The organism is Alcanivorax profundi (genome assembly GCF_003597125.1).
In the GTDB taxonomy this organism is placed as follows: domain Bacteria; phylum Pseudomonadota; class Gammaproteobacteria; order Pseudomonadales; family Alcanivoracaceae; genus Alcanivorax; species Alcanivorax profundi.
This window is the reverse complement of the sequence record NZ_QYYA01000003.1, coordinates 520971-545061: the sequence shown is the minus strand read 5'-3', so window position 1 is coordinate 545061 and position 24091 is coordinate 520971. Positions and strand designations below refer to the sequence as shown.

Genomic DNA, 24091 nt, shown 5'->3' with positions numbered 1-24091 from the left:
TCCGCAGGGCGGAAGTTTCCGACCTGCGGGTTTCGTTATTCATTATTAACTATTAATTATTCATTGCCTCTCAATCACCATGGCGACCCCCTGGCCCAGGCCGATACACAGGCTGACCAGGGCATAACGGCCACCACACGCTTCCAGCTGACGCAGCGCTGTCAAGGCCAGTCTCGCACCAGAGGCGCCCAACGGGTGCCCCACCGCAATAGCCCCACCGTTGGGGTTAAGTCGCTCATCATCACCGGCAATGCCCAGCTGTTTGCAACAACCCAGCACCTGGGTGGCGAAGGCTTCGTTGATTTCGATCACATCCATCTGTTCCAGGGTGAGGCTAGCACGGGCCAGCACCTTGCGGCAGGCTTCCACCGGGCCCAACCCCATCAAGCGGGGTGACACGCCGGCCACCGCGCCGGCCAGGATACGGGCTCGAGGCGCCACACCGGCGGCATCACCCGCTTCACGGGACCCCAGAATCAAAGCCGCCGCGCCGTCATTCACACCAGACGCATTACCGGCGGTGATGATACCGCCCTCCACAATCGACGGCAGGCCCGCCAGCTTGTCGAGCACCACGGCGGGGCGGGGATGCTCATCGGCAGTGACGTCCAGCGGCGGCTGCTTGCGCCCCTGAGGCACAGAAACCGCTGCCAGCTCCTTATCGAAAAAACCCCGCTGCCGTGCCGCTTCATAGCGTGCCTGGGAGCGAGCCGCAAAGGCGTCCGACTCTTGCCGGCTGATTCCCAGCGCATCAGCAATGTTCTGGGCGGTTTCGGGCATGCTGTCATCCCCGAATTCCGCTTCCACTCTCGGGTTCGGGAAACGGGCGCCAATGGTGCTGTCGAAAATACGCAGGTCGCGGCTGTAAGCCGCCTCGGCCTTGGCCATCACGAACGGAGCCCGGCTCATTGACTCGGTGCCACCGGCAATCAGCAACTGCCCTTCACCACAGCGAATGGCCCGGGCGGCATCCAGCACCGCCGCCAGACCACTGCCACACAGACGGTTGACGGTAATGCCCGCCACCGATTCCGGAAGCCCTGCCAGCAAACCGGCATGGCGAGCCACATTGCGGGCATCTTCACCGGCCTGATTGGTATTGCCGATGACGATGTCTTCATACGCGGTGAGCGCAAAAGGATTCCGGTTAGTGAGGGTACGAACCACGCCCGCCAGCAGATCATCCGGCCGTACCGGTGCCAATGCACCGCCGTGACGACCAAAAGGGGTCCTCAAACCATCGTAGATATAGGCATCAATCATTGTTGTTCTCCGTACTGGCAGCACAGCATTGGCGGCACAGATTGTCCGCTATGCGGAATTCAATTCCAAAACTTGACGGGCAGCATAGGCCGTGACAGAGTCCGGTGCAAGTGATCCACAGCGATCTCCTACCCGATCGACACGACAACCGGACCCCACCATGATTCGTGATCCTGAAACCCTCAACCAGCTCGTTGATACCATCGCCCGCTTTGTTCGCGAGCGTCTGGTGCCCGCAGAACAGTCCGTGGCTGAAAACGATGCCATACCAGAGGCTATCGCTGAAGAAATGAAAGCCATGGGCCTGTTTGGCCTGTCGATTCCAGAAGAATACGGCGGCCTGGGTCTGACCATGGAAGAAGAAGTGCTGGTGGCCTTCGAGCTGGGCCGGACCTCCCCCGCGTTTCGCTCTCTGATGGGCACCAACAACGGTATCGGCGCCCAGGGGATTCTGATTGATGGCACCGAGGCACAAAAACAGCAATACGTCCCCAAGCTGGCCACCGGCGAAGTGATCGGTGCGTTCTGCCTGACCGAACCGGATGTGGGATCAGACTCCGGTGCGGTAAAAACCCGCGCCGACAAGGATGGGGATCACTACATCCTCAACGGCACCAAACGCTTTATCACCAATGGTCCTCATGCCGGGTTGTTCACCGTGATGGCACGCACCGACGCCAGCATTCAGGGCGCCGGCGGCGTGACAGCCTTTATTGTGGAAGGCGATACCCCCGGTATCAGCCGCGGCAAGGCCGATGTAAAGATGGGACAAAAAGGGGCCCATACCTGCGACATCATTTTCGACAACTGCCGGGTCCCGGCGGAGAACATCATCGGTGGCAAGGAAGGCGCAGGCTTCAAAACCGCCATGAAAGTGCTGGACCGCGGCCGCCTGCATATCTCTGCGGTCTGTGTCGGCGTTGCCATGCGGCTGATTGAAGATGCCCTGAGCTTCGCCATGGAGCGTACCCAGTTTGGCAAACCCATTGTCGAGCATCAGCTGATTCAGGCCATGCTGGCCGATTCCCGTGCCGAAGCCTTCGCCGGCCGCGCCATGGTGCTGGAAGCCGCTCGCAGCAAGGACCGGGGCGAAAAAGTGAGTCTGGATGCCTCCTGCTGCAAACTGTTCTGTTCGGAGATGGTGGGGCGGGTTGCCGACCGAGCCGTCCAGATTCACGGCGGCGCAGGCTACATTGCCGAATATGCGGTGGAGCGGTTTTACCGGGACGTTCGCCTGTTCCGTATTTATGAAGGCACCACCCAGATCCAGCAGATTGTCATTGCCCGTGAGCTGGCCCGCCAGGCCGCCCATGCCTGACAGGGCAGGATCCTCACCCGCTGTGACGCCATGAGAGCCCTTTCTTGCCCCTGCTGAACGCAACGCTTCCGCTTTGCATGCTGGGCACGCTGCTGTTTCTGGTGTTCGACCTGGAAACCGGAGCGTGGCTGGCACGCGTAGCGCTGCTCATCTACCTGCTGGTGCAATGGCCCCGTCAGGCTCGCATGGCCAAAGGCATCCTGCTGGTGACCTTGTTATTGGCGGGCATCGTAGTTTGGCGGCTGCCGGAGCCGGTGCCGGTATTGCTTCAGGCGCTGGACCGGCTCTGTTTCTTTGCCACTTTCGTCTCGTCGCTGGGCCTGCTGCGTGTGTCTGCCATGCGCTCGCGGCTGGTCCGCGAGGCAGGCAACACCCTGATCCGGCAAAAACCGGCGTTACGCTACCCCACCCTGTCGCTGGGCACCGCCCTGTTCGGCTTGATCATCAATATTGGGGTGCTCAATCTGTTTGGGGCCATGGTCCAGCGCAGCAACACCCTGAAGGCCGCCGGCGGGCACAGCGATATTCAACTCGCCCGCGAGCAGCGCATGATGCTGTCGATTCTGCGCGGCTTTGCGCTGGCACCGCTGGTCTCCCCGCTGGGCGTCACCATGGCGGTGATCCTCGCCAACATGCCAAGCCTGACCTGGGCAACATTGGCACCGGTGGCACTGCCGACGGCAGCCCTGTTCTTCCTGCTGGGCTGGTGGCTGGACTGGCGACTGCGGCCACAACACCTGGCCAGCAAGGTACCCGCAACCCGGGCGCCGTCCCTGCGCCCACTATGGCACTTCAGTCTGCTGGCGCTGGCCATCACCCTGAGCGTGTTTGCGGTGGCCGGGCTGGGCGAACTGCGGCTGCCTGTGGCCGTGCTGGTAGCGTGCCCCGCAGCCGCCATTATCTGGATGGCCTGTCAGCGCCGACGCCTGGGAGGCGGCACCGGGCTGCCCCGTGCCCTGACACTGCTGGGCCGCCACTCACGACTGATATTCGGGGCAAGCCGGGGCGAAATCGCGGTACTCGGTGGCTCTGCCTGTCTCGGCGTCCTGCTGACGCCATTGATTGACGTGGACGCCCTGCACGCGCTGCTGATCTCCACCCACCTGCACGGCGCCGCCATGGCCATTGCCGCCATGCTGCTGGTCGTGGCATTGGCACAACTGGGACTCAACCCCATCGTGTCGGTCACGTTACTGGCCACCCTGCTGGGGGATGGCAGCCTGGCCGACCCGCGTTTGCTGGCGGTGGGCATGATGTGCGCCTGGAGCCTGTCGATGATTTCTTCCCCTTTCACGGCCTCAATGCTGGTGCTCAGCCAGCTGATCCGGCGTTCGCCTTACCAGATTGCCTGGCGCTGGAACGGGGTGTTTTTTGTGCTGGTGGTGCCGATGTTGGCGATCTGGATGATGGTCCTGGGACAGGGGTTATGAGCACATTGGTTTCGCCCGCAGCAACCGCCACCCCATGGCCGAATCAGGCGGCAAAATGCCAAACCCCTTCCTTGTCCTGGCGCTGCACCCGGCCCTGCTCCATCAAACAATTGAGGTGGGCAATGCTTTCCCCCATGGCAAACATGAGTTGCTGCACATCCAGTTTGCGATCAAACATCACCGGGAGAATGTCATGGGCGCTACGGGCCTGAGAGCGACACTCTTCCCACACCACCTCCAGCTGCCGTTGGTGATGGGCCACCAGATCATTGATACGCGACGTCATGCCGCGAAAAGGCAAGCCGTGGGCGGGCAACACCAGGGTGTCGTCTGGCAAGGCATCACGCAGCGCCGTCAGGCTGTCCACAAAGGCGGTGACCGGGTTCGCCTCCGGTGCGGACGGGCGCACCATCAGGTTACTGGAAATGGTCGGCAGCACCTGATCGCCACTGATCAACACGCGATCGCTGTCGCGGTACAGGCACAGATGCTCCGGGGAATGCCCTCGCCCAATGTGCACCTGCCAGCGCTCACCATGGATGGTCAGCGAGTCCCCCGCGCCGATCAGTTGCGGATTCTCCGGCATCGGCCGTACCACCCGGCGAAAGCCGTTGCCCTTGCCCGCCACCTGATCCAGCACCTCGCCCCCCAACCCATGGCTGCCAAGAAACGCCTTGAAGCCGCTGATGGACTGCTCATCGGAAGACGCACAGATCATACTGGCCAGTGCCCACTCGCCGGCACTGGTCACCACGGGGGCCTGGCAACGCTGCTGCAACCAGCCCGCCATCCCCAGGTGATCAGGGTGGTAGTGGGTCACCACAATGCGGGTCAGCGGTTTGCCGTCCAGCTGTTCGTTCAGCAAGGTATCCCAGATCTTCTGGCTGGAACGTACGCCAAGCCCGGTATCCACCACCGTCCAGCCGTCGCCATCTTCCAGCAACCAGAGGTTGATATGGTCCAGCGCGAACGGCAACGGAAACCGCAACCAATACACGCCCTCGGCGACCTTGAATCGCGTCCCTGCCGACGGCAGATCAGTGAACGGATACTGAAGAGACATAACCAACCTTGTGTTTTTCACAGAGACCTTTGCGCAGGAACGTCACAGGCGGCGCGCTTGCACAAAGGACGTCGTTTTTTTGAAAGGGAGCCCGCCCATGCGAGCCTGGATGATTGAAGACAAGCAACTGCAACTGGCGACCCTGCCGGATCCCAGCCCCGGGCCGGAAGAGGTCGTCGTGCAGGTTAAGGCCATCGGCGTCAACCGGGCCGATCTGCTGCAGGTGCAGGGTCGCTACCCTGCCCCGCCCGGCACCGACAGCCGTATCCCCGGTCTGGAATACGCCGGGGTCGTCATCGCCGTGGGGGAACGGGTGCAATCGCGGCGCGAGGGGGATCATGTCATGGGCCTGGTGCCCGGCTGCGCCTACGCGGAACAACTGGTGACCCACGAACGCGAGGCCCTGACACTGCCGGCCGGCATGGACTTTGCCCGCGCTGCCACACTGCCCGAGGCTTTCCTCACCGCGTATCGCGCCCTGTTTCTTGAAGGCGGACTGCAACCTGGCCAGTGGTGCCTGATTCGCCCGGCCACCGCCGGTGTTGGACTCGCCGCAACCCAGCTCGCCGCCGCATTGGGCGCGCGCCCCATCGGCAGCAGCCGCGACCTGAGCAAACTTGAGACCGCCAACGACATGGGGCTGGACGCACAGGTCAGCGACGACGACACCCTCAAGGCGCAACTGGATGCGGTCACCCATGGGGAGGGGGTGGCGGTGATTCTGGATATGGTCGGGCCGCAGTGGAATACCCTGCTGGGCAGCCTGCGTGTCGAGGGTACACTGGTCAATATCGGTATTCTCGGCGGCATGAGCACCGAGCTGAATCTGGGCGCCCTGTTGATGAAGCGGCAAACCCTGAAAAGCATGACCATGCGCAGCCAGCCGCTGGAAAAACGGATCATGATGAGCCAGATCTTCAACGACCGACTGGCTCCGCTGTTTGCCAGCGGCAAACTGTTGCCTCTGCCACTCGAACGCTTTGCCTTCGACAACGCCATTGCCGCCCATGAACACATGGCCGGAAACGCCTTCAGTGGCAAACGCGTGATTGTGGTTGGCGAGTAACGGCATCGGGCCCAACGTGCAACAGTATTCAAAACACTATTTCACGTTGGGCAACACCGCCTCAATGACCAAAAGACTCAACCGCAACCTGAGACAAGGGGGCACACTCCGGGATTAGAACGTAAACCCGGCCCCAAGGCTGAAGGCGTACACATTCATGTCCGCGTTGAATTCGGCATCTCCCACCGCCGCGTACTGGTACTGGGGCAGGCCCGGTGCCCGGATGAAGGTGCGCTCCATGGTCGCGGAGACATCTTCAACACTGATGTACTTGAAATCTGCGGCCAACCACCAGTAGTCGCTGATACGCCAGTCCACGCCAAGTTGCCCCACCCAACCGAACTTGTCCTCAATGTCGAGCTCAGGCTCGCCGACTTCGGTAAGTGTCGCGTTAGTGACATGGCTGTCATAGGTGAACAGGTAGACCACACCTAAACCCGCATAGGGACGAAAGTCACGATCATTACGGAACCGCTTCACCAAGGTAACCATTGGGGGCGCCACTTTGGTCTCGGCTACTTTCTCACCCAGTGCGGGCACCCCGGTGGGAATGCCATTGGCTTCCGTGACCAGTGGCACATCAGCAAGGCGTCCCTTGGCTTTCAACTCCAGTGTGGGAGGAAGCGCTGCCATAGTTTCCACTGACCAGCCACCGCCCCATAATTTCCAGCGTAGTTTATAGCCAATAGTTGCAGCCGGGATAGTCAGAGGATCACTGAAGGCCTCCCCTTCCTGCTCGCCCGGCTCAACGGCAACCTCTGCAATATCTGACAGGTTGCTCAGCGTGATGAAATTGGTCTTAACATCCGGGCTCATATAAAGCGCGCCCAATCGAAAATACAGCCGATCTTCACCAAAGATGTCCTGGGTGAATTTCACTCCTGGATAATCCGGGCCATACATTTCCTGGCTGGCACTGGCGTTGGCACTGAACAGGCCCAGCAACCCGGCCAGCACCACCCCTTTCTTGTTATAGCGACTCTTTGTCATGATTAACGCTCCCCCGCGTTTTCTTGGCCAGCAGTGGTCAAACGAGCATGGGTCGGGTTATTGACGACGCGAATGCGAAAGTCGTCCTTGTCGATCCCCAGTTCAAGTGATCCCACTCCTTCTTGGGGCAACACGCCACCAAGGATCAGATCAAGCAAATCTCCAACACCGGGTATCAATGCTCCAAGATCCACACTCAAATTCAGGGATGCAGCAATTGCAGAAGCATTGCTGGATTCCAGCGTAATTTGGCCATTGCGAAGGAACTTCACCGGACCGGTCAGGTAAGCTGACACGGGCAGACTTCTTACATTGGCATCCGCCACATTTGGCAGTGCTTCGCCACCAGGGAGCAACGCGGAGAATAGACGCACATCCGGCGCGTCCAGCCACGCATCAAGACGGGTAATGAATACAGGGTCGTCAGTTTCTACACCGGTTTCCGGGTCGATGGCATTGATTACGAAACCTCGCAACGGTTGCGGAGCCATATCGTCATAAGGCCGAAAACGTAACACCAATGCGCCAGTTTCCAGCGGAAGCGGAATCAGATCACCCAGGATCGGAATGGCCAAGGTGGCATTGGCGATCAGGGAGGTACCCATTACATGCTGGGCATTGATTTCAACCGGGATGGCGGTGTCACCCAGGGTTGTAATGCAATAGATATCACCGTCCGCATCTTCCTGTGTTGCACACCAGCGGCCCGGCTCTTCTTCCACCAGACCGATATAACTGAGGTCCAACGGTGCCTTTGGCAAGAACGCCATCGGCAAGGCCGCATGAGTAAAGATCTGGTCACCGTCATCAAGATTGGCCCCGCCAATCAGCCCTCCGGTGCTTTTGACATGACCCCGAGCATGATTGTTGACCGCTTCGAATTCATCGTCATCCCAAACCCCATTGCCATTCACATCGGTGTACTCACGTGTCAGCACTGTAGCGTAGGCGGCGCCGACATCCGGTGTTGCCGTAAAGTCGATCAGGATCGATGGTCCACCTTCACAGGGCTCGTTCTTGAACGGTCCGCAAGTCCCCATGCCATTGAGAGGGTCAGTATTGATGGCCAGATTATTGAACCGTTCATGACTGCGGAACACCGGCTTGCCGTCGTCCCCTCCGTTGATCACCAGACGGTAATCATTACCCGCCACGATCGAATTCGGCGCAGGCACAGCCCGAATGCGCAAGCTGTTACGCCGCGCTGACAAGTCAATGTTCTGCCAGTTGCCATTGACCTCTTGGGCAAGACACATTGCACCGCCATCGCAAGACTGGCCATCAGCGGCAATCTGCCCGAACGTCATGGTTGTCAGGTCCATGGGCATGTTGAAGCTAACTTCAATAGGACGGCTGAGATCATAGAAAAACGGGTAGTACAACGAATCGTCTTCAAGACCACCGACGCAACGGCCGGCCATCTTCAAGGTGTTGCCCTGAGCATCCTGCTGTTCGACCCCGCGATCCTCGAGTGCACAGCCGATGCCTGGGTACAGCCCCAGCACTACCGGAGGCAATACCGGAGCGTCGTCATTGGCAGCATAGCTCGCGGTATCAAATACAATCTGACCAGTGCCGTCGGTAGCATCACCAGGGACAAACTGAAGATGGGATGGCTCATAGATATCCATGTCCTTCAGCTCGTCACCCAGATCCAGTTGATATCGCACGCCGGCGTCCAGTTCACTGAACGGGGTAATCACCAGGTTGGAGCCACTGCTACGTACCTGTATAGGCACGGGCTCGCTGCTGTCCTGGCGGAACAATTGCACCTGTTCCATGCCTTGCGCACTGACCGGTTCATTGAAGACAACAATAATGTTGTTGCTGGGTTCAACCTGTGTCTGGTTATGTTCCGGGAACGACCCGGTGGCTTGCAGCGGATCACGATTGATCTGGTCGAATTCGAAATCCACGTCGGCCCGCACACCCAACGCAAAATCCGCGCTCACCTTGGCGGCCCCGCTCAGCACATCCAGCTCCAGCGTCCGGAACACCTCGAAGGTCAGCGCACCGTCTTTGACATCGACTACACCCACGGCCTGGATATGCATCAGGTTCTGGTTCACCGAAGCATTGCCGCGTGGCTCCACCGCATGCATGGCAAGATCAAAATTCATGTGCACATACATTGGCGCAAAATCATCGTCGGGCTGAAAACCTTCCGGACGATAAGGATTGGTCGTCAGAAAACCGGTAACATCTGTGACGAAGGTGCCAATGATGTCGCCCGTAAACATGGGCGTGCGTACCTCACCTCCCAGCATGATCGGATCAATACCGGTAATGCGGAGCTGTTGCCCTGCCCGGGCAACCACAGGTACGGCCTCCACGTGCTCGTCCGGGCGGCCCATCCAGCCTTCCAACACCAGCGGACGGGCATCCACCTGGGTTATCCCCAACGCCTCAGTGACCAGATTGAATTGATTCAATGGCAAACCATGAAGCCGGGACATTTCCGGTTAGCCAGGATCGCCCAGCGCGGGCTGGGCTTTCATCAACTGTTTGATTGGGGGATTCAGATCCGCTACATCATCCTTTGACTGTCTGGCAGTCAACTCGAAGGTCACAGGGGCAATCACATCCTCGTCAAAATCTTCGAGTCCTTCCAGAGTCAACGTGTAAGTCTCACCGCCAATCAAATCGTCCTTTGGATCCAGAGTGATGTAGTGACGCTCGTTAAGAATCGCCACATCCACCAATTCCCCTGAGGCCTTGTTTTCAAGTTTGACGGTGTCACCATAACGGACGCTGGTTTCAACCAGCGGCTCGGTAAAGGTAATCCGTACGGGCGAAAAATCCATGAATGGAAAACGGGCGGAAGCTGTCGCCTCCGGCAGGTAAGTGCCCGGTTTTTCCTGATTGATGGACAGCACCGCAGGGGCCTGATTCGGCACTGGATGGTATTGACGGGTACGGAAGGTCACCAGGGGGCCCTCCTGCTTCAGGTTCACCACACCCGGCGCAATCTCGGGAGACACCCAAAGACTGTATTCTTTCCCCGCTTGCAAATTTTCCATGGAAAAGGTCAACGTGCGATCCCGGTTCGACACCGTCGCACTGCTCAGATCGACCAGATTGCCTTCATCATCCGCAAGACAAAGTGCCCCACTGAAGCTATCACCATCGGCCTGGCACCCTGATTTAGCCGCGGCTTCATCAATCCGGTTAGAGAAAGTCAGCAGCAGCTTGCTACCCAGCGGCAGATCCACCATGCCATCTGATGGATAGGCGTAGATCAGTGCATTGCCTGGCTCAGGAGGAACAAAGACATCCGGGTCTTCTTCACAGGCTTGCAGCAGCGGCAGCAGCAGCAGGCAGGAGATCGCGGGGAATTTTATTGTACGCATCATGTCACCCTGTTCTTGTTTTCGGACTACATAGTCACGGAGAGCGGGTCATGCGTTCGATGGTGCGCTGGTATCCAGGCGTTAGCGTTTGTAATTCAAAAGTTCACATAAATCAGCGTTTTATCTACACTTGGCGTATACACGGACAGATCGAGTGTTTCTGTCTCATTTCCAGACGCTATCTTTTAAGGGGTTTCCCTCCACCCACTTGAGCAGGTGTGAATATGCGTTTATCAATTTATTGCTTAACAAAAGAGTGACAAAAAAAACCGCAGCATGACGTTTCTTTTCATGCCGCGGCCTGATTGAAGAGTATTCAATAAGCGTTAAGCCGGTTTCTCCCTGATGTCCACCGCTTGTTCGTCCACAATCGGTTGGGCGCCGGCGTACCAGACACTGTCTGTGCTGCCATGGAAAACCCGTTTTGCCGTACGCCTGGCCATCTCCAGCAACAACAGCCCGGCCAGCAATGCACTCCCGTCTACTGCCAGGGGGCCCGGGGCGGTTTGCACCCAGGCCGGCACGGCGGGAATCAGCCAGGCCAACAAGGCAGTCATTGGCACGGTGAGCCAGGCCAGGCCGGCGAAGGCAATCAATTCCACCGCCCCCCGGCCTGGCCCACGCCAGAATGCCCAACCGACCGACGCCAGAAACACCAGGTAATAGGCCCACAGGTAAAGGGAGTCCGCAGCCATGGTGCCATGCAGCCATTTGCCGGCACTCATCGACAGGGCGATCCCGGCCACGGAGCCCCAGCACACGCCAACGGTCGCACTGGCCATCAACCGGGTGTTGCGCTTTTGCTCTACCGGCCCCCCGTTGCGGCGCTGTTTGCGACGCCGGGTTTCCACCCACAGCAGATTACCCGAATAGAAAATGAACGCCCCCGCCAGGCCCATGAAGACATAAACCCAACGCATGAAGTCGCCACCATAACTGCCAAAATGGAGCGCGAAGATACTGATGACAATCTCGGTCCAGGGATCTTCCTGGCCCGGCAAGTACTCCGTGCCTTCCAGTTCGGCAGTATAGGGATCCATGGCGGCAAAACCCCGATCGGCACCCCGCACCATATGCTCCAGATTCTCACCGGCAATGCGCACTTCCGCTCGCTCGCCAAGCGGCCCCATGTACATCATTTCGCGGGGGACAAAATCCGGGGCCTGGGTTTTCAGGTTGGCCAACAGCGCCTCTGGCGGTAACAGATTTTCTGCCACAGTGTCGACGCCACGGTCATGGTGCTCGTGCATTTCGAACAGCGGCCGTTCCTTGTAAACGGTGACGGAAAGCGCGTCGTACAGAAAGTCATGGAAAGCGAAGACAATCACCGTCAACGCAATCATCAAATGAAACGGCAAGCTGGTCAGACCCACCACATTGTGGGCATCCAGCCAGAAGCGTTTGAGGTTTTTGCCACGACGGACAATCAGAAAATCCTTTACCAGGGTCGGTAACAGCACGACCAAGCCAGACACGATGGCCAGCGCATACAAGATGGACACCGCACCCATCACATAAACACCAAAAAGATGGTGCCCATTCCCGGGGATGCCTGCGGTCTGATGCAGCATATCAATCAGATTCGCCATGGGAGACGTTTCAAAAGGCGCGGTAACCAACTCACCCCGCTCATTCAGCGTCGCGCCCCATGGCTCCTGGGGATCAAATCGGGAGCGCTCGGGATTGGCATCCCAGACCAGCGGTGCCCCTACGTTCTCTCCCGGCTGAAGATGCAAGGTAAACCCTTTGGCCGCCGCCGGATGAGCCGCCAATGTCTGCTGCATCAGAGGCAACCACTGATCCTCAGCCACCCACTGGATGTCATTCCCGGGCGGGGTCGCCCAGCGATCCAGGGGGCCCTTGAACATGGTCATGGCGCCCGCAAAGAACGCGATGAACAGTGCCATGCCGGCAATCAATCCCGTCCAGGTATGGAGGGTCTTGTAGGTCTTGATAATATCGGCTCGCAATTTAGCTGGCTCCAAGTATCTGCGGTGTCACAAACAAGGCAACATGGGCCGCCGCGGTGACGGCACCCAGCACCAGCCACGCTCGCAACCCGGTACGGAACAAATAGACCAGACTCCATACGGTCATCCAGTACAGCGGAATCACCCACATGTTGAACTGCACCTTGTTGGGGGCGTCCAACCCACCCGGCCCCCACCAGGCAAACAGACCGCTGATGGCCACAGCCAGCCCGAGGCCGAGCAGTGCACCGGCCAACGTCTTACTGATCCAGTCCGGCTGGATGGTCGCCGCTTTCGACTTTGCCATTATTTACCCTCCGCGTTTTTCAACAGGGACAACAACGGCAACACGCCCAACACCAGCATCAACATCACCAGCGCAGCAAAGAACCCTGCCTTGTCATCCATGACCCACATCCACGCCCCGACACTGGCCGCCAGAGCGATCAGCGCCAGCGGCCGAAGACCGGCGGGCAACGGTTGTTTCAACCACTGCTGATTGCTCAGGGTCAGATAAAACAAAAGGCCCGCGCCAACCGTGGCGAGGCCTGTAAAAAGGTATGTCATAACCTGTCCATTCTTTCGTGCCGGCCCGCCAAGGCGGGCCGGTTAACGGCGATCAATCACCAGCGATAGCTAACGCCAGCGGTGACATGACGAGCCGTGCCGTAGGAGCAGCCGTACTCGCTGCAGGAGCTAAGAAACTCTTCATCTGCCAGGTTGCGTCCGGTCAGAGAGAACATCACACCCTGCAAACCTATGTAGCGCATGTCGTAGCGAAGGGAAGCATCATAGAGTGTGTAGCTATCTACCTCGTAGGTGTTGGCCGCATCACCGTAGAGACTGTCCGTAAAGCGCGCACCGGCACCCAGGCCCAAACCACGCAAGACCCCTTCTTGCCATTTATAATCCAGCCACAGGGCTGCGCTGTTTTCGGGCACAAATTCTTTCACGTTGCCTTTCAGTTCGGGGTCCGTTTCCTTGCTGATTTCGGCATCCAGGTAGGTGTAGCTTACCGTGACACTCAGGCCATCTTCCTGCCAGGCCTTACCTTCCAGCTCTACGCCTCGAGTACGGGTTTCGCCGGTCTGACGCTGACAGGAGTTATCTGCGGTACAGGCGGCGCCGGCAGGTGGAGCAGGATCGGACACCACCAGATTGGTTTGGGTGAGATCGAACACGGACAGGGTCACCAAACTGTTGCGGCGCGGCGGCTGGTATTTGATGCCCAGCTCGAACTGCTCGCCCTCGGAAGGATCAAAAGCACTCTCACTGGAATCGAATCCGGTCAGCGGCTCGAAGGAGGTTGCATAGCTGGCATAAGGCGCCGCCCCGTTATCAAACAGGTAAGTGGCTCCGGCACGCCAGGTGAAAGCATGATCATCAGAACTGTCTTCAGAAGCGATCACTGTGCCCGGTGCCGCCCGGTTCATGCTGCCCTGATCGGCTTCATAGTCAAAAAAGTCCTGGCGTGCGCCCAGAGTGAAACGCCAGTTATCCAGGGAAATCATGTCCTGCAGATAGACCCCGATTTGTTCATCACTCACATCGGTGAGAATTTGCGGTATCAGAGCATCCTCAAAACCAGCCGTGCCGCTGTACACTGGATCAAACACATCAATCGGCGCTACCGGGGTTCCCGGGTCTGGCGACATGGGCCATACCAGATAGCGATCATGGTTCCAGTCGGTGCTCAAGTAATCGAGCCCCATCAGCATGCTATGGCGCATGGCGCCTGTGTTGAACACCACCTTGAACTGGTTATCCACGGCGATACTGTCCAGTTCCCCTTCGCCACGAACAGCCCTTCGTAGCATGGTGCGATTATCCGCCTGAAGGCCGTCATTAGGGTTGGCACGAGGGTTGGAAACAACCGTATCGAACAGGGATTCCACATGGCTGTACTTGGCGTTCTGGCGGAATGACCAGGCATCATTGATGTAATGGGTCAGGTCATAACCGATGGCCCACTGTTCACGATCATAGGTATTCCAGTCCGGCTCACCGAGGAAAGTACTGCGGTCAATGTAGCCGTACGGTGTGGGCTCAAGCATGCCCTTGATCGGCGAGAACTGGAACGTTGAGCCACCGTCGTCCTTCTGGTAGTAGGTGAGGAATGTGATCTCGGTGTCATCGCTGAGGAGCACCGTGGCACTGGGCGCAAGGTACGTGCGGCTAAGCTCGGTCTTGTCGACCTGGGAATCCCCTTCGTTGTAGCTACCGACGAGACGGCCAATGACCTTGCCGTTCTTGTCCAGATTACCACCCACATCGAAGGAGGCTTCGTACTGGTCGAAACTGCCCGCTTCTACAACGACTTCATTGGTTTGTTCAAACGTCGGGCGCTTGGCCACCATGTTTACCAGGCCACCTGGGGCTACCTGGCCATACAGCACGGCAGCCGGGCCCTTCACGACTTCAACGCGCTCCAGCCCCCAGGCGTCAACCTGGGGGGTCGTCCACTGGCCGCCACGCGGCATCCGCAGCCCGTCCAGGTAAAGGTTGTTACTCCAGCTGGACGCATCAAAACCCCGAATACGAATGTCGTCTACACGGCTATCGATCCCCTGGGTTTCGGTTTGCACTCCCGAGGTATAACGCACCGCATCCATGACGGTTTCAGAACCCCGATCATCCATCTCTTGACGGGTAACCACAGAGACGGACTGAGGAATCTCCACAATACGTGCATCCGTCTTGGTGCCGGAAGCACTGTGTGTCGCCATATAACCGTTGCTTGCCGCCCCCCAGGCGGACTCTTCCACAGTGGTCTGGGCAGACACTTCCACCGCTTCCAGGGTGTTGGCATCGGCCACCTCGCCAGCCTTGGCCCCCACCAGCACGCTGCCTGCTTCCGTGAAGGAGTAAGGCACCCCGGTGCCGGCCAGCAGGCTGTCCAGCGCTTCCACCAGCGGCAAGGTGCCGTTAACGGCGTTCACGGTGACGCCCGCATCCAGCCCCGGCGCTTCGACAAAACGAATGCCGGTCTGTCGGGAAAACTGTGCCAGAGCGCGTCCCAGTGCCTGGGCAGGCAGCGCAATGCGCACCCGCTGTTGTTGATGCGCACCGCTGGTGTCACCGGCCTGTGCCAACACGACAGGAGACAGCAGTGTGCTCCCCACGCAAACCACCCCTGCCAACAACCCGACACGTGCCGGGCGAGCCGATAAGATCATTATCTTCCCCTATCAATAATGAGAATGGTTCGCGATACTACGCTTGTTGCGAATGACATTCAATTACAAACCTGACAAATATCCGATCATGGTGACTTGATAGGGGCAGGCTAAGGAGAGAAATGTGCGGATCAGGGAGGAGTAGAAAACACGCCGCGGGCGACGGGCGCCAACGGCTTTCAGGAACGTGTCAAGACGCTACGCCTGACGCATGCGCAACGCCACCAGAATCGTCTGCAGATGGGGCACCGGCACCTGATGCTGCCGGGCTATCGCCACCACGTTCCCCAGAATGGCATCCAGTTCAATGGCACGCCCCTGCAGATAATCCAGTGCCATGGAATTCTTGTACGCGCCCATCTTGCGCGTACCCTCCAGGTTCTTGTCGATAATGCCGTCTGGCATGGGGTAACCATCAGCTTCTGCCACGGCGATGACTTCTTCCATCAGCGTGCGAATCAGTGATTCGCCACCAGGAGCATCCAGCATGCTGAGCGTGTCTGCACCGTTAGCCAGCACACTCAGGGGATTAAACGGGGTGTTCCAGACACACTTGCGCCAACGCTCCCCCACCACCGCATCGGTCTCATCCACCTTGATACCCCCCTGTTGGAAGAGCTCACTGAGGCGAGCGCAATGTTCATCAAATCCACGCGGGAAATTGCCCATCACCAACTGGCCGTAGGCTTGATGATTCACCTCCCCCGGCCCGGTACGGCTCACGGCAATAAAGGCCAGACAACTGACCAGAGGATTGGTCGGGAAAGCGTCGGCCAGCTCACGTTCAATATCCAGCCCGTTTTCGATCAACACCAACCCGGTATGCTCGCCCATCCAGGGCCGTACCAGGGCTGCCCGATCCACGCCCGGCAACACCTTGACGCACAGCAAGATGTAATCAGCGGTCTGCACCGGAGTATCGTTCGGGCCATAGACCTGATCCGGCCGCCAGGACAAATCGCCAAGGGAGCTGGTAAAGCGAAAACCGTTGGCGTTGACGGCCTCATAATCGGACCGCAACACCACAGCCACTTCGCAACCGGCCCGTTTCAGAATCGCACCGTAAAAACTGCCAATGGCACCGGCGCCAATCACCAGTACCCGTGGAAACCTGTTCATCCTCTCTCTCCCTTACCTGTCAGCCCCCGATGCATGTACCACAACGGCATCAACGACAGCAGGAAAATTATTAATAACAACCCGAAGGCACGATCGAATCCGTACTCCCAGTGCTGCGCCAGAGCCGCCGACGGGAAACGATTCGCATGCTGGTGACTGAACCACTGAATGGTCAGGGCGCAAAGATTCACCCCCACTGCACCACCGATCTGGCGGGCAAAATTGAACACCCCCGAGCCCTGGGGAATCAGCCCCGGGGGAAGCAACCCCAACGCCCCGGTAGACGACGGCGGCATCATCAGCCCCAGGCCCACACGTCCCAGCAAAGTCCACCACACCAGCCACACCGCAGAAGTGGCCAGACTGGCCCCGGCCATCAAGGCCATGTTGAGCACAAACAACACCAGCCCGGCCACGATGAGTCGGGCTTCAGGCAGTCGGTCAGTCAGGTGTCCGGCCACGGGAAAGGTAAAGGCCATGGCGAGTCCGGCGGGCATCAGCATCAGCCCCGCACTGGCGGCACTCTCCCCCAGCACCTGCTGGAAATACAATGGCGTCACATAGGTGGAGGCAAACACACCCGCACCGATCACCATGGACATGATGAAACTGCCGGTGAAGCCGCGATAACGAAACACCCGCAAGTCCATCAGCGGGTGCCGAGCCCGGCGCTGCCATGCGACAAAACACACCAACAGCAGTGGGCCGACGAACAGACCGGCCAACAGCACGGGATCCTCCAGCCCTCGCCGGTGGCTATTGGCCAGCGCCCAGAGCAACACCGTGATCCCCACGCTCAACTGCAGCAGACCTATCCAGTCCAGGGTCACCGACCTGGCCTTGGCGTCACGTCCGGGCAAAAATCGCCAAGCCATGACCATCCCCACAACGCAAGCGGGCAAGACCACCAGAAACACCGCCCGCCACGACAGCGTATCCACCAACACCCCACCAATGGCCGGTGCCACTGCCGGCCCCAACACCACCCCCAGGCCATAGATCCCCATGGCCTGACCCCGACGGTTCAGGGGGAACACCTGAAAAATGGTGATCATGGCAAGCGGCTGGATCAACCCGGCCAGTAACCCTTGCCCGACCCTGGCCGCCACCAGGGTGACAAAATGCTCACTGACCGCACCGATCACCGACACCACAATGAACGCCGCCATGGCGAGCAGGTAGGCCCCACGGGCACCAAAGCGGTGAGTACACCAGGCATTGGTGAGCATGCCCACGGTCATGGCCGCCAGAAAGCCGGTGGCCAGCCAGTGCACCTGATCCTGAGCCAGCTGGAACTCCACCATGATGGTAGGAATGGCCACATTGATAATGGTGGATGCCAGCACCACCGACATGGTGCCCAGCATCACTGTGACGGTGGCCAGCCACCGATAACGGGCGCCGTGGCGCTCAAACAGCTGTTCGACCTGGGCTTCAACGTGGGTCATTAACGGGTGGGATCTTCACTGATGCGTACCAGCAGCTTGCCGCGATTGCGGCCTTCCAGCAGCCCCTGAAACGCCTCGACGGCATTCTCCAGTCCGTCCACCACATCTTCCTGATACTGAATCTTGCCCGCCTGCATCCAGCTGCTCATGTCCTTGACGAAGTCTTTCATCAGGTGGGCATAGTCAAACTGGATAAAGCCCTTGATCAGCACTCGTTTGACCAACAGTTTGGTCAGGAAGGCCGACAGCTGATCCGGGCCCTGTGGCGCCTCGGTGTCGTTGTAGTGGGCGATACGGCCGCACAGGGGAATGCGCGCAAAATCATTCACCAGCTTCATGACCGCATCAAAGACCTTGCCACCCACGTTTTCAAAATAGATATCGATACCGTTGGGGCACGCCTCGGCCAACCGGGTTTCAAAGTCGTCGTCCTTGTAGTTGACGCACGCATCAAAACCGTAGGCCTCGACCACATGACGACACTTGTCTTCTGCTCCGGCGACACCCACAACGCGGCAGCCCTTTAACTTGGCGATCTGCCCGACCACCTGACCCACCGCGCCACTGGCAGCAGAGACCACCACCGTCTCGCCCTCTTTCGGCTGACCGATTTCCAATAGCCCCGCGTAGGCAGTAAACCCTGGCATGCCCAATACCCCCAGCGCCGTGCTGATCGGTGCCTGGCTCGGGTCCAGTTTGCGCAGGGTGGTTTTATCCTGCACTGCGTAGTCCTGCCAGCCACCGAAGCCGAGCACGAAATCCCCTTCAGCGAAGCCGTCAAGTTTTGACGACACTACCTGCCCCACGGTACCGCCTTGCATGGCAGTGCCCAAAGGCACCCCGGCAGCATAGGATTTCGCCTTGCTCATGCGGCCACGCATGTAAGGGTCCAGTGACAGATAGATATTTTTCATCAGCAGCTGCCCGTCCTGAAGTTCAGGCAACGCCGACTCCTGCAAGGGCAGATCCTCAGCCGTGGGCATTCCCACCGGGTGATTCGCAAGAATAATCTGGCGATTACTTGTCATAATGCTCTCCCGTGTTTCGTTTTCACCTCAGCAGCCACACGGCACAGAGAAATGCTCTCCGTTAATCCCGTGCCCTGTTGGGTAATGTGTTTTTATCCTCGCCCGGGCTTGGTATCGCCTTGCAAGCAAGGCGCCTACAGCCCGTATCCTGTTTCAGGAACAGCATTTGAACCGCCCCCCCGGTCCATACAGAGCCGGAAGAAGGATAGCGTCAAAAAAGGCGGCCGAGGCCGCCTTGTTTGTCTGCAGGGTTACGCAGCGTCTTCATCCACATCCAGAAGACTTTCCAGCATCTGCATGTGGTATCCCAGATCGCCCAACTGATGATCAATCATCACGATACGCTTGGCGTAATGAGATACGGCCGTTTCTTCCATCATGCCCATCCCACCGTGAAGCTGAATGGCTTCTTCTGCCACCTTGCGACCGGATTTGCCAATAATGGCCTTGGCCGCGGCCAAACGCTTGGCGCGCACCTGCGGTGCAGCATCCAGCGAGCAGGCTGCCAGAATGGTCATGGAGCGGGCCTTTTCCAGTTCCATGCGCATTTCCACCATGCGGTGCTGCAAGGCCTGGAACTTGCCGATGGCCACGCCAAATTGCTGACGCTCCTTGATGTACGCCAAGGTCTGGTCGCATGCCACTTCCATGGCGCCGGCCGCTTCTGCACACAGCGCCACAATGCCCAGGGCGAGTGAGGCTTCCAGTGCGTCCGCTGCGCCCCCTTCTTCACCCAGCAGCTCGCCGCTGGCATTGTCAAAATGGATCTCTGCGGCACGCAGACCATCGATGGTTTCATAACCGCGACGGGATACGCCGCTGGCATCCGCGTCCACCACAAACGCCGACAAACCCTCACGGCCGCGAGTCTCGCCACCAGTGCGGGCAATCACCACCAGTTTATCCGCGCTGTCGCCGTGCAATACCACCGCCTTGCGACCGGAAATCACATAGCTGTCGCCCTGTTTTTCCGCCTGGGTGGCCACATGGGTGTGGTCGTAGCGGCCCTCCGGCTCGTAGGCAGCCAGGGCCAGACGCAGCTCGCCACCCACGATGGCGCTGATCAGGGATTCTTTCTGGGCATCGTTGCCCAGCGCATCGATCAGTGTGCCGCTGAGTACAACGGTCGCCAGGTAGGGCTCCAGTACCAGGCCACGGCCAAAGCCTTCGGCAACGACCATCAGCTCAGGGCCACCACCATTAAAGCCACCGAAGTCTTCGGCGAACGGTACACCCAGCAGGCCCAGTTCGGCGAACTGCTGCCACATCTGCGTTGAATAACCCAGCTCGCTGGTGCGGGCCTTTTCACGTGCATCGAAGGGATAACCATCGCGAACCAGACGGCCCACGGTTTCTTCGAGCATGCGCTGTTCGTCGTTCAGTTTAAAATCCATGCTCATTCACCTCTTACAAACCGAGAATCATCTTGGCGATGATGTTCTTCTGAATTTCATTGGAACCGCCGAAGATCGACAGCTTGCGCATGTTGAAGTACTTGGCAGACACGGTATTGGCGAAGTCCGGACCGACACTCTCGCCGTCGTAATCGGCTTCAAAGCTTTCCGGCAGGAAGGGCTGCGCGTACGGACCCGCCGCGCGGCGGAACAGATCGGTGATCTCCTGACGCAGCTCGGTGCCCATGATCTTGAGGAAGGAACTTTCCGCCCCCGGTACGCCACCGGCTTGCGCCGCCGCGACGGTGCGCAGGTTAGTCATTTCCAGCGCCATCAATTCCATTTCCACGTCGGCAAGACGATTGCGAAACAGCGGATCCTCGATCAGCGGTTTGCCATTTTGCTGCACCTGGCGCGCCACGGTTTTCAGATGCTTGAGGGCGGCCTTTGACTGGCCCACACCGGCAATACCGGTACGCTCAAAGGTCAGCAGGTACTTGGCACAGGTCCAGCCCTTGTTTTCTTCGCCAACCAGGTTTTCCACCGGGACTTTCACATCGTCGAAGAACACTTCGTTCACTTCGTGTTCGCCATCCAGGGTGATCAGCGGACGCACGGTGATTCCGGGTGTTTCCATGTCGATCAGCAGGAAGGAAATACCTTCCTGTTTCTTGGCGTTCGGGTCGGTGCGCACCAGACAGAAGATCCAGTCGGCGTGCTGACCCAGCGTGGTCCAGGTTTTCTGGCCATTCACAATGTAGTGATCGCCCTCGCGTACGGCCTTGGTTTTCAGGCCTGCCAGATCAGACCCGGCACCCGGCTCGGAATAACCCTGACACCACCATACGTCACTGTTAAGGATCTTCGGCAGGTAGGTTTGCTTCTGTTCCTCGGTGCCGAATTTGATAATGACCGGCGCCACCATGTTCACCCCGAACGGCAGCACAGTCGGAGCTCCGTACTCGGCACACTCTTCCTCGAAGATATGCTTCTGGATCGGCGACCAACCGGTGCCACCGTGCTCTACCGGCCAGTGCATGGCCATCCAGCCCTGCTCGTTAAGAATTTTTTGCCAGCGGACGGTATCGTCCTTACCCAGGTGCTGACCGTTCTTCACCTTGCTGGCGATGTCTTTGGGCAGCTTGTTATCCAGGAAAGAACGCACTTCATCTCGAAACGCCAGTTCTTCCGGGGTGTAGTTGATATCCATCTTCAAACCTCTTCAAAGGTTGTTCTTTGCTACGCAACCGCCGTTAGCTCTTTAAGGAAAAGCACCGACGGCGGGTTGCCACATTTTTAGCGGTTAAAACCCTTCCCCTGCTCGGCCAATTCAGCCAGCCGCGCGGACGGTTTCCAGACTGGATCGCCAGTCTGCTGATAAATCTCGCTGATCTTGTCGTGGATCTTTTTCACGCCCACCTGGTCGGCCCAGAACATCACGCCGCCGCGATACACCGGGAACCCGTAGCCGTAAATCCAGATCACATCCACGTCCAGCGGACGCGCCGCGATACCTTCTTCCAGAATCTTGGCGCCTTCGTTGACCATCACGTACATACAACGCTCAAGGATTTCCTGATCACTGATGGCACGAGGGGTAATGCCGTTATCACTCCGGTATTGTTCAATAATGCCGTCGACATCCGGTGAAGGGACAGGGGTGCGGTCGCCCTCTTTATAGTCAAAAACGCCAGCCTGGGTTTTCTGGCCAAGACGACCGGCTTCCACCAGCTCGTCGGTCCAGTTACGGGCGGGCGCATTGGCGGGATCCTCTTTGCGCAATTCTTCACGGATACGGTATCCCACATCCATGCCTGCCAGGTCTGACATGGCAAACGGCCCCATGGGGAAGCCAAGGTCAAACAGTACCTTGTCCACCTGTTGCGGGCTGGCACCTTCGTTCACCAGTTTGATCGCTTCTGCCTGACGCTTGTGCAGCATGCGGTTACCCACAAAACCGTGACAGACGCCAACCAAAACACCGACCTTGCCAATACGACGACTCAGGTCCATCACGGTGGCAATCACATCATCGGCGGTCTTTTCACCGCGCACGTTCTCCAGCAACTTCATGACGTTAGCCGGGCTGAAGAAATGCATGCCCATCACGTCCTGGGGGCGCTGGGTAAAACTGGCGATACGGTCCACGTCCAGGGTCGAGGTGTTGGTGGCGAGAATGGCGCCGGGTTTACACACCCGATCCAGCTCGGAGAACACGGCCTTTTTCACGTCCATATTCTCGAACACGGCTTCGATCACCAGGTCCACATCCCCCAGTTCGTCATAGCTCAATGTGGGCTGGATCAGCGCCATTCGCTGTTCCACCTGTTCGGCCGTAATACGGCCTTTTTTAGCGGTGTTTTCGTAGTTTCTACGAATCACAGCCAAGCCCTTTTCCAGCGCCTCCTGCTTCACCTCAAGCATCTTCACCGGGATACCGGCGTTGGCGAAGTTCATGGCGATGCCGCCACCCATGGTGCCCGCACCAATCACCGCCACCGTGTTGATGTCACGACGCGGAGTATCCTTGTCGAGCCCCGGCACCTTGGCCACTTCGCGCTCGGCGAAGAAAACATGACGCTGGGCAGCGGATTCCGGTGACAGCAACAGCTCGACAAACAACTCCCGTTCGCGCTGCAACCCTTGCTCGAAGGGCAGCTCAGCGGCAGCCTGTACCGCCTTGATGCAATGGAAAGGCGCTTTGAATCCCCGTTGGCGACGGGCGATGGATTGCTCAAAGCGGGCAAAAACGTCAGCCCCGCTGTCGCCAGGAATGGGCAGATCACAGAGACGACGCAGCGGCGCCTTTTCGTCAATGACGTTGCGGGCAAAAGCCAGGGCGCCCTCCAGCAGATCGCCACTGACGACCTCATCGACGAGCCCAAGCGCCTTGGCCGCCGCCGCTTTCACCGGGTTGCCACCGACAATCATGTCCAGAGCGGCTTCAATGCCCACCAGCCGTGGCAACCGCTGGGTGCCCCCCGCACCGGGGAGCAAACCCAGTTTCACTTCCGGCAATCCCAGACGGGCACTGTCCAGCGCCACCCGGTAATCACAACCCAGTGCGACTTCCAGTCCGCCACCCAGCGCAGTGCCATGAATGGCAGCAATCACGGGCTTGCTGCTGGCTTCATATTCATTGATCACATCGGGCAAGGCCGGCGGTTGCGGCGGTTTACCGAATTCGCGGATATCCGCGCCGGCAGGAAAGGTCTTGCCCTCACCGGTCACGATCACTGCCTTAATCTGGTCATCTGCCAGGGCCTCCTGCAAGCAACGCTGCAGGCCCTCACGGACACCCTGCCCCAGTGCATTGACGGGGGGGTAATGGATTCGGATAACGCCAATGTCATTGTCACGACAGAGGCTAACCGGGCTACTCATAACGACTCTCCTCGTTGACTGCGACGTGTCACCACGCCAAAGGCAGTGTGTCTCCGGTACGGGAACGGAGCTGCCGGTGCAGGCCCTACACT

Annotated in this window: 18 protein-coding genes; 3 read left to right on the top strand and 15 right to left on the bottom strand. The window is 58.7% G+C overall.

The window, feature by feature from the left end; genetic code table 11:
* Positions 1 to 60 precede the first annotated feature (60 nt).
* The gene (locus D4A39_RS12330) at positions 61 to 1263 is read right to left on the bottom strand and encodes a 3-oxoadipyl-CoA thiolase (RefSeq protein ID WP_022985111.1); all 1203 of its coding nucleotides are present in this window, start codon (positions 1261 to 1263) and stop codon (positions 61 to 63) included.
* A 160-nt stretch (positions 1264 to 1423) separates the two neighbouring features.
* Between D4A39_RS12330 and D4A39_RS12325 the strand changes: the two genes are divergently transcribed.
* Together D4A39_RS12325 and D4A39_RS12320 are read left to right on the top strand one after the other, a co-directional pair.
* On the top strand, positions 1424 to 2581 hold the full coding sequence (locus tag D4A39_RS12325) for an acyl-CoA dehydrogenase family protein (protein WP_022985112.1): 1158 nt from the start codon (positions 1424 to 1426) through the stop codon (positions 2579 to 2581).
* Positions 2582 to 2625: 44 nt separating this feature from the next.
* Positions 2626 to 4011, top strand: coding sequence for a hypothetical protein (locus tag D4A39_RS12320; protein WP_022985113.1), 1386 nt, complete (start codon positions 2626 to 2628; stop codon positions 4009 to 4011).
* A gap of 43 nt (positions 4012 to 4054) precedes the next feature.
* Here D4A39_RS12320 and D4A39_RS12315 read toward each other — a convergent pair whose 3' ends face one another.
* Positions 4055 to 5074, bottom strand: coding sequence for an MBL fold metallo-hydrolase (locus D4A39_RS12315; RefSeq protein ID WP_022985114.1), 1020 nt, complete (start codon positions 5072 to 5074; stop codon positions 4055 to 4057).
* 97 nt (positions 5075 to 5171) lie between these two features.
* Between D4A39_RS12315 and D4A39_RS12310 the strand changes: the two genes are divergently transcribed.
* Positions 5172 to 6140, top strand: a complete 969-nt coding sequence (locus D4A39_RS12310; RefSeq protein WP_022985115.1) for a zinc-binding dehydrogenase — start codon at positions 5172 to 5174, stop codon at positions 6138 to 6140.
* A gap of 114 nt (positions 6141 to 6254) precedes the next feature.
* Here the strand turns inward: D4A39_RS12310 and D4A39_RS12305 are convergent, their stop codons facing one another.
* The 13 genes from D4A39_RS12305 to D4A39_RS12245 form a co-directional block, all read right to left on the bottom strand.
* Positions 6255 to 7130 carry an OmpW/AlkL family protein gene (locus D4A39_RS12305; protein WP_022985116.1) on the bottom strand — a complete coding sequence of 292 codons (876 nt, stop codon included), beginning with the start codon at positions 7128 to 7130 and terminating at the stop codon, positions 6255 to 6257.
* 2 nt (positions 7131 to 7132) lie between these two features.
* Complete coding sequence (locus D4A39_RS12300) at positions 7133 to 9586, bottom strand: Ig-like domain-containing domain (protein ID WP_119918216.1); 2454 nt, start codon at positions 9584 to 9586, stop codon at positions 7133 to 7135.
* Between the two features lie 6 nt (positions 9587 to 9592).
* A complete protein-coding gene (locus D4A39_RS12295; RefSeq protein ID WP_158586936.1) occupies positions 9593 to 10480 on the bottom strand; it encodes an Ig-like domain-containing domain in 888 nt (295 codons plus the stop codon).
* A gap of 326 nt (positions 10481 to 10806) precedes the next feature.
* Positions 10807 to 12450 carry a PepSY-associated TM helix domain-containing protein gene (locus D4A39_RS12290; RefSeq protein ID WP_022985120.1) on the bottom strand — a complete coding sequence of 548 codons (1644 nt, stop codon included), beginning with the start codon at positions 12448 to 12450 and terminating at the stop codon, positions 10807 to 10809.
* A gap of 1 nt (position 12451) precedes the next feature.
* Positions 12452 to 12757 carry a hypothetical protein gene (locus D4A39_RS12285; protein ID WP_022985121.1) on the bottom strand — a complete coding sequence of 102 codons (306 nt, stop codon included), beginning with the start codon at positions 12755 to 12757 and terminating at the stop codon, positions 12452 to 12454.
* Entirely contained in the window at positions 12757 to 13017 is a 261-nt protein-coding gene (locus D4A39_RS12280) for a hypothetical protein (protein WP_022985122.1), read from the bottom strand. The genes D4A39_RS12285 and D4A39_RS12280 overlap by 1 nt, the downstream gene beginning before the upstream one ends.
* A gap of 56 nt (positions 13018 to 13073) precedes the next feature.
* On the bottom strand, positions 13074 to 15626 hold the full coding sequence (locus tag D4A39_RS12275) for a TonB-dependent siderophore receptor (protein WP_022985123.1): 2553 nt from the start codon (positions 15624 to 15626) through the stop codon (positions 13074 to 13076).
* A 198-nt stretch (positions 15627 to 15824) separates the two neighbouring features.
* Positions 15825 to 16745 carry a ketopantoate reductase family protein gene (locus tag D4A39_RS12270; protein ID WP_022985124.1) on the bottom strand — a complete coding sequence of 307 codons (921 nt, stop codon included), beginning with the start codon at positions 16743 to 16745 and terminating at the stop codon, positions 15825 to 15827.
* Positions 16742 to 18193, bottom strand: a complete 1452-nt coding sequence (locus D4A39_RS12265) for a DHA2 family efflux MFS transporter permease subunit (protein ID WP_022985125.1) — start codon at positions 18191 to 18193, stop codon at positions 16742 to 16744. Before D4A39_RS12265 ends, D4A39_RS12270 begins: the two co-directional genes overlap by 4 nt.
* Positions 18193 to 19221 carry an NADPH-dependent curcumin/dihydrocurcumin reductase gene (gene curA, locus D4A39_RS12260; protein WP_022985126.1) on the bottom strand — a complete coding sequence of 343 codons (1029 nt, stop codon included), beginning with the start codon at positions 19219 to 19221 and terminating at the stop codon, positions 18193 to 18195. Before curA ends, D4A39_RS12265 begins: the two co-directional genes overlap by 1 nt.
* A 251-nt stretch (positions 19222 to 19472) precedes the next feature.
* Positions 19473 to 20615, bottom strand: a complete 1143-nt coding sequence (locus D4A39_RS12255) for an acyl-CoA dehydrogenase family protein (protein WP_022985127.1) — start codon at positions 20613 to 20615, stop codon at positions 19473 to 19475.
* 13 nt (positions 20616 to 20628) lie between these two features.
* Positions 20629 to 21825, bottom strand: a complete 1197-nt coding sequence (locus D4A39_RS12250) for an acyl-CoA dehydrogenase family protein (protein ID WP_022985128.1) — start codon at positions 21823 to 21825, stop codon at positions 20629 to 20631.
* A gap of 86 nt (positions 21826 to 21911) precedes the next feature.
* Positions 21912 to 23999, bottom strand: a complete 2088-nt coding sequence (locus tag D4A39_RS12245; RefSeq protein ID WP_119918215.1) for a 3-hydroxyacyl-CoA dehydrogenase NAD-binding domain-containing protein — start codon at positions 23997 to 23999, stop codon at positions 21912 to 21914.
* Positions 24000 to 24091: the final 92 nt, after the last annotated feature.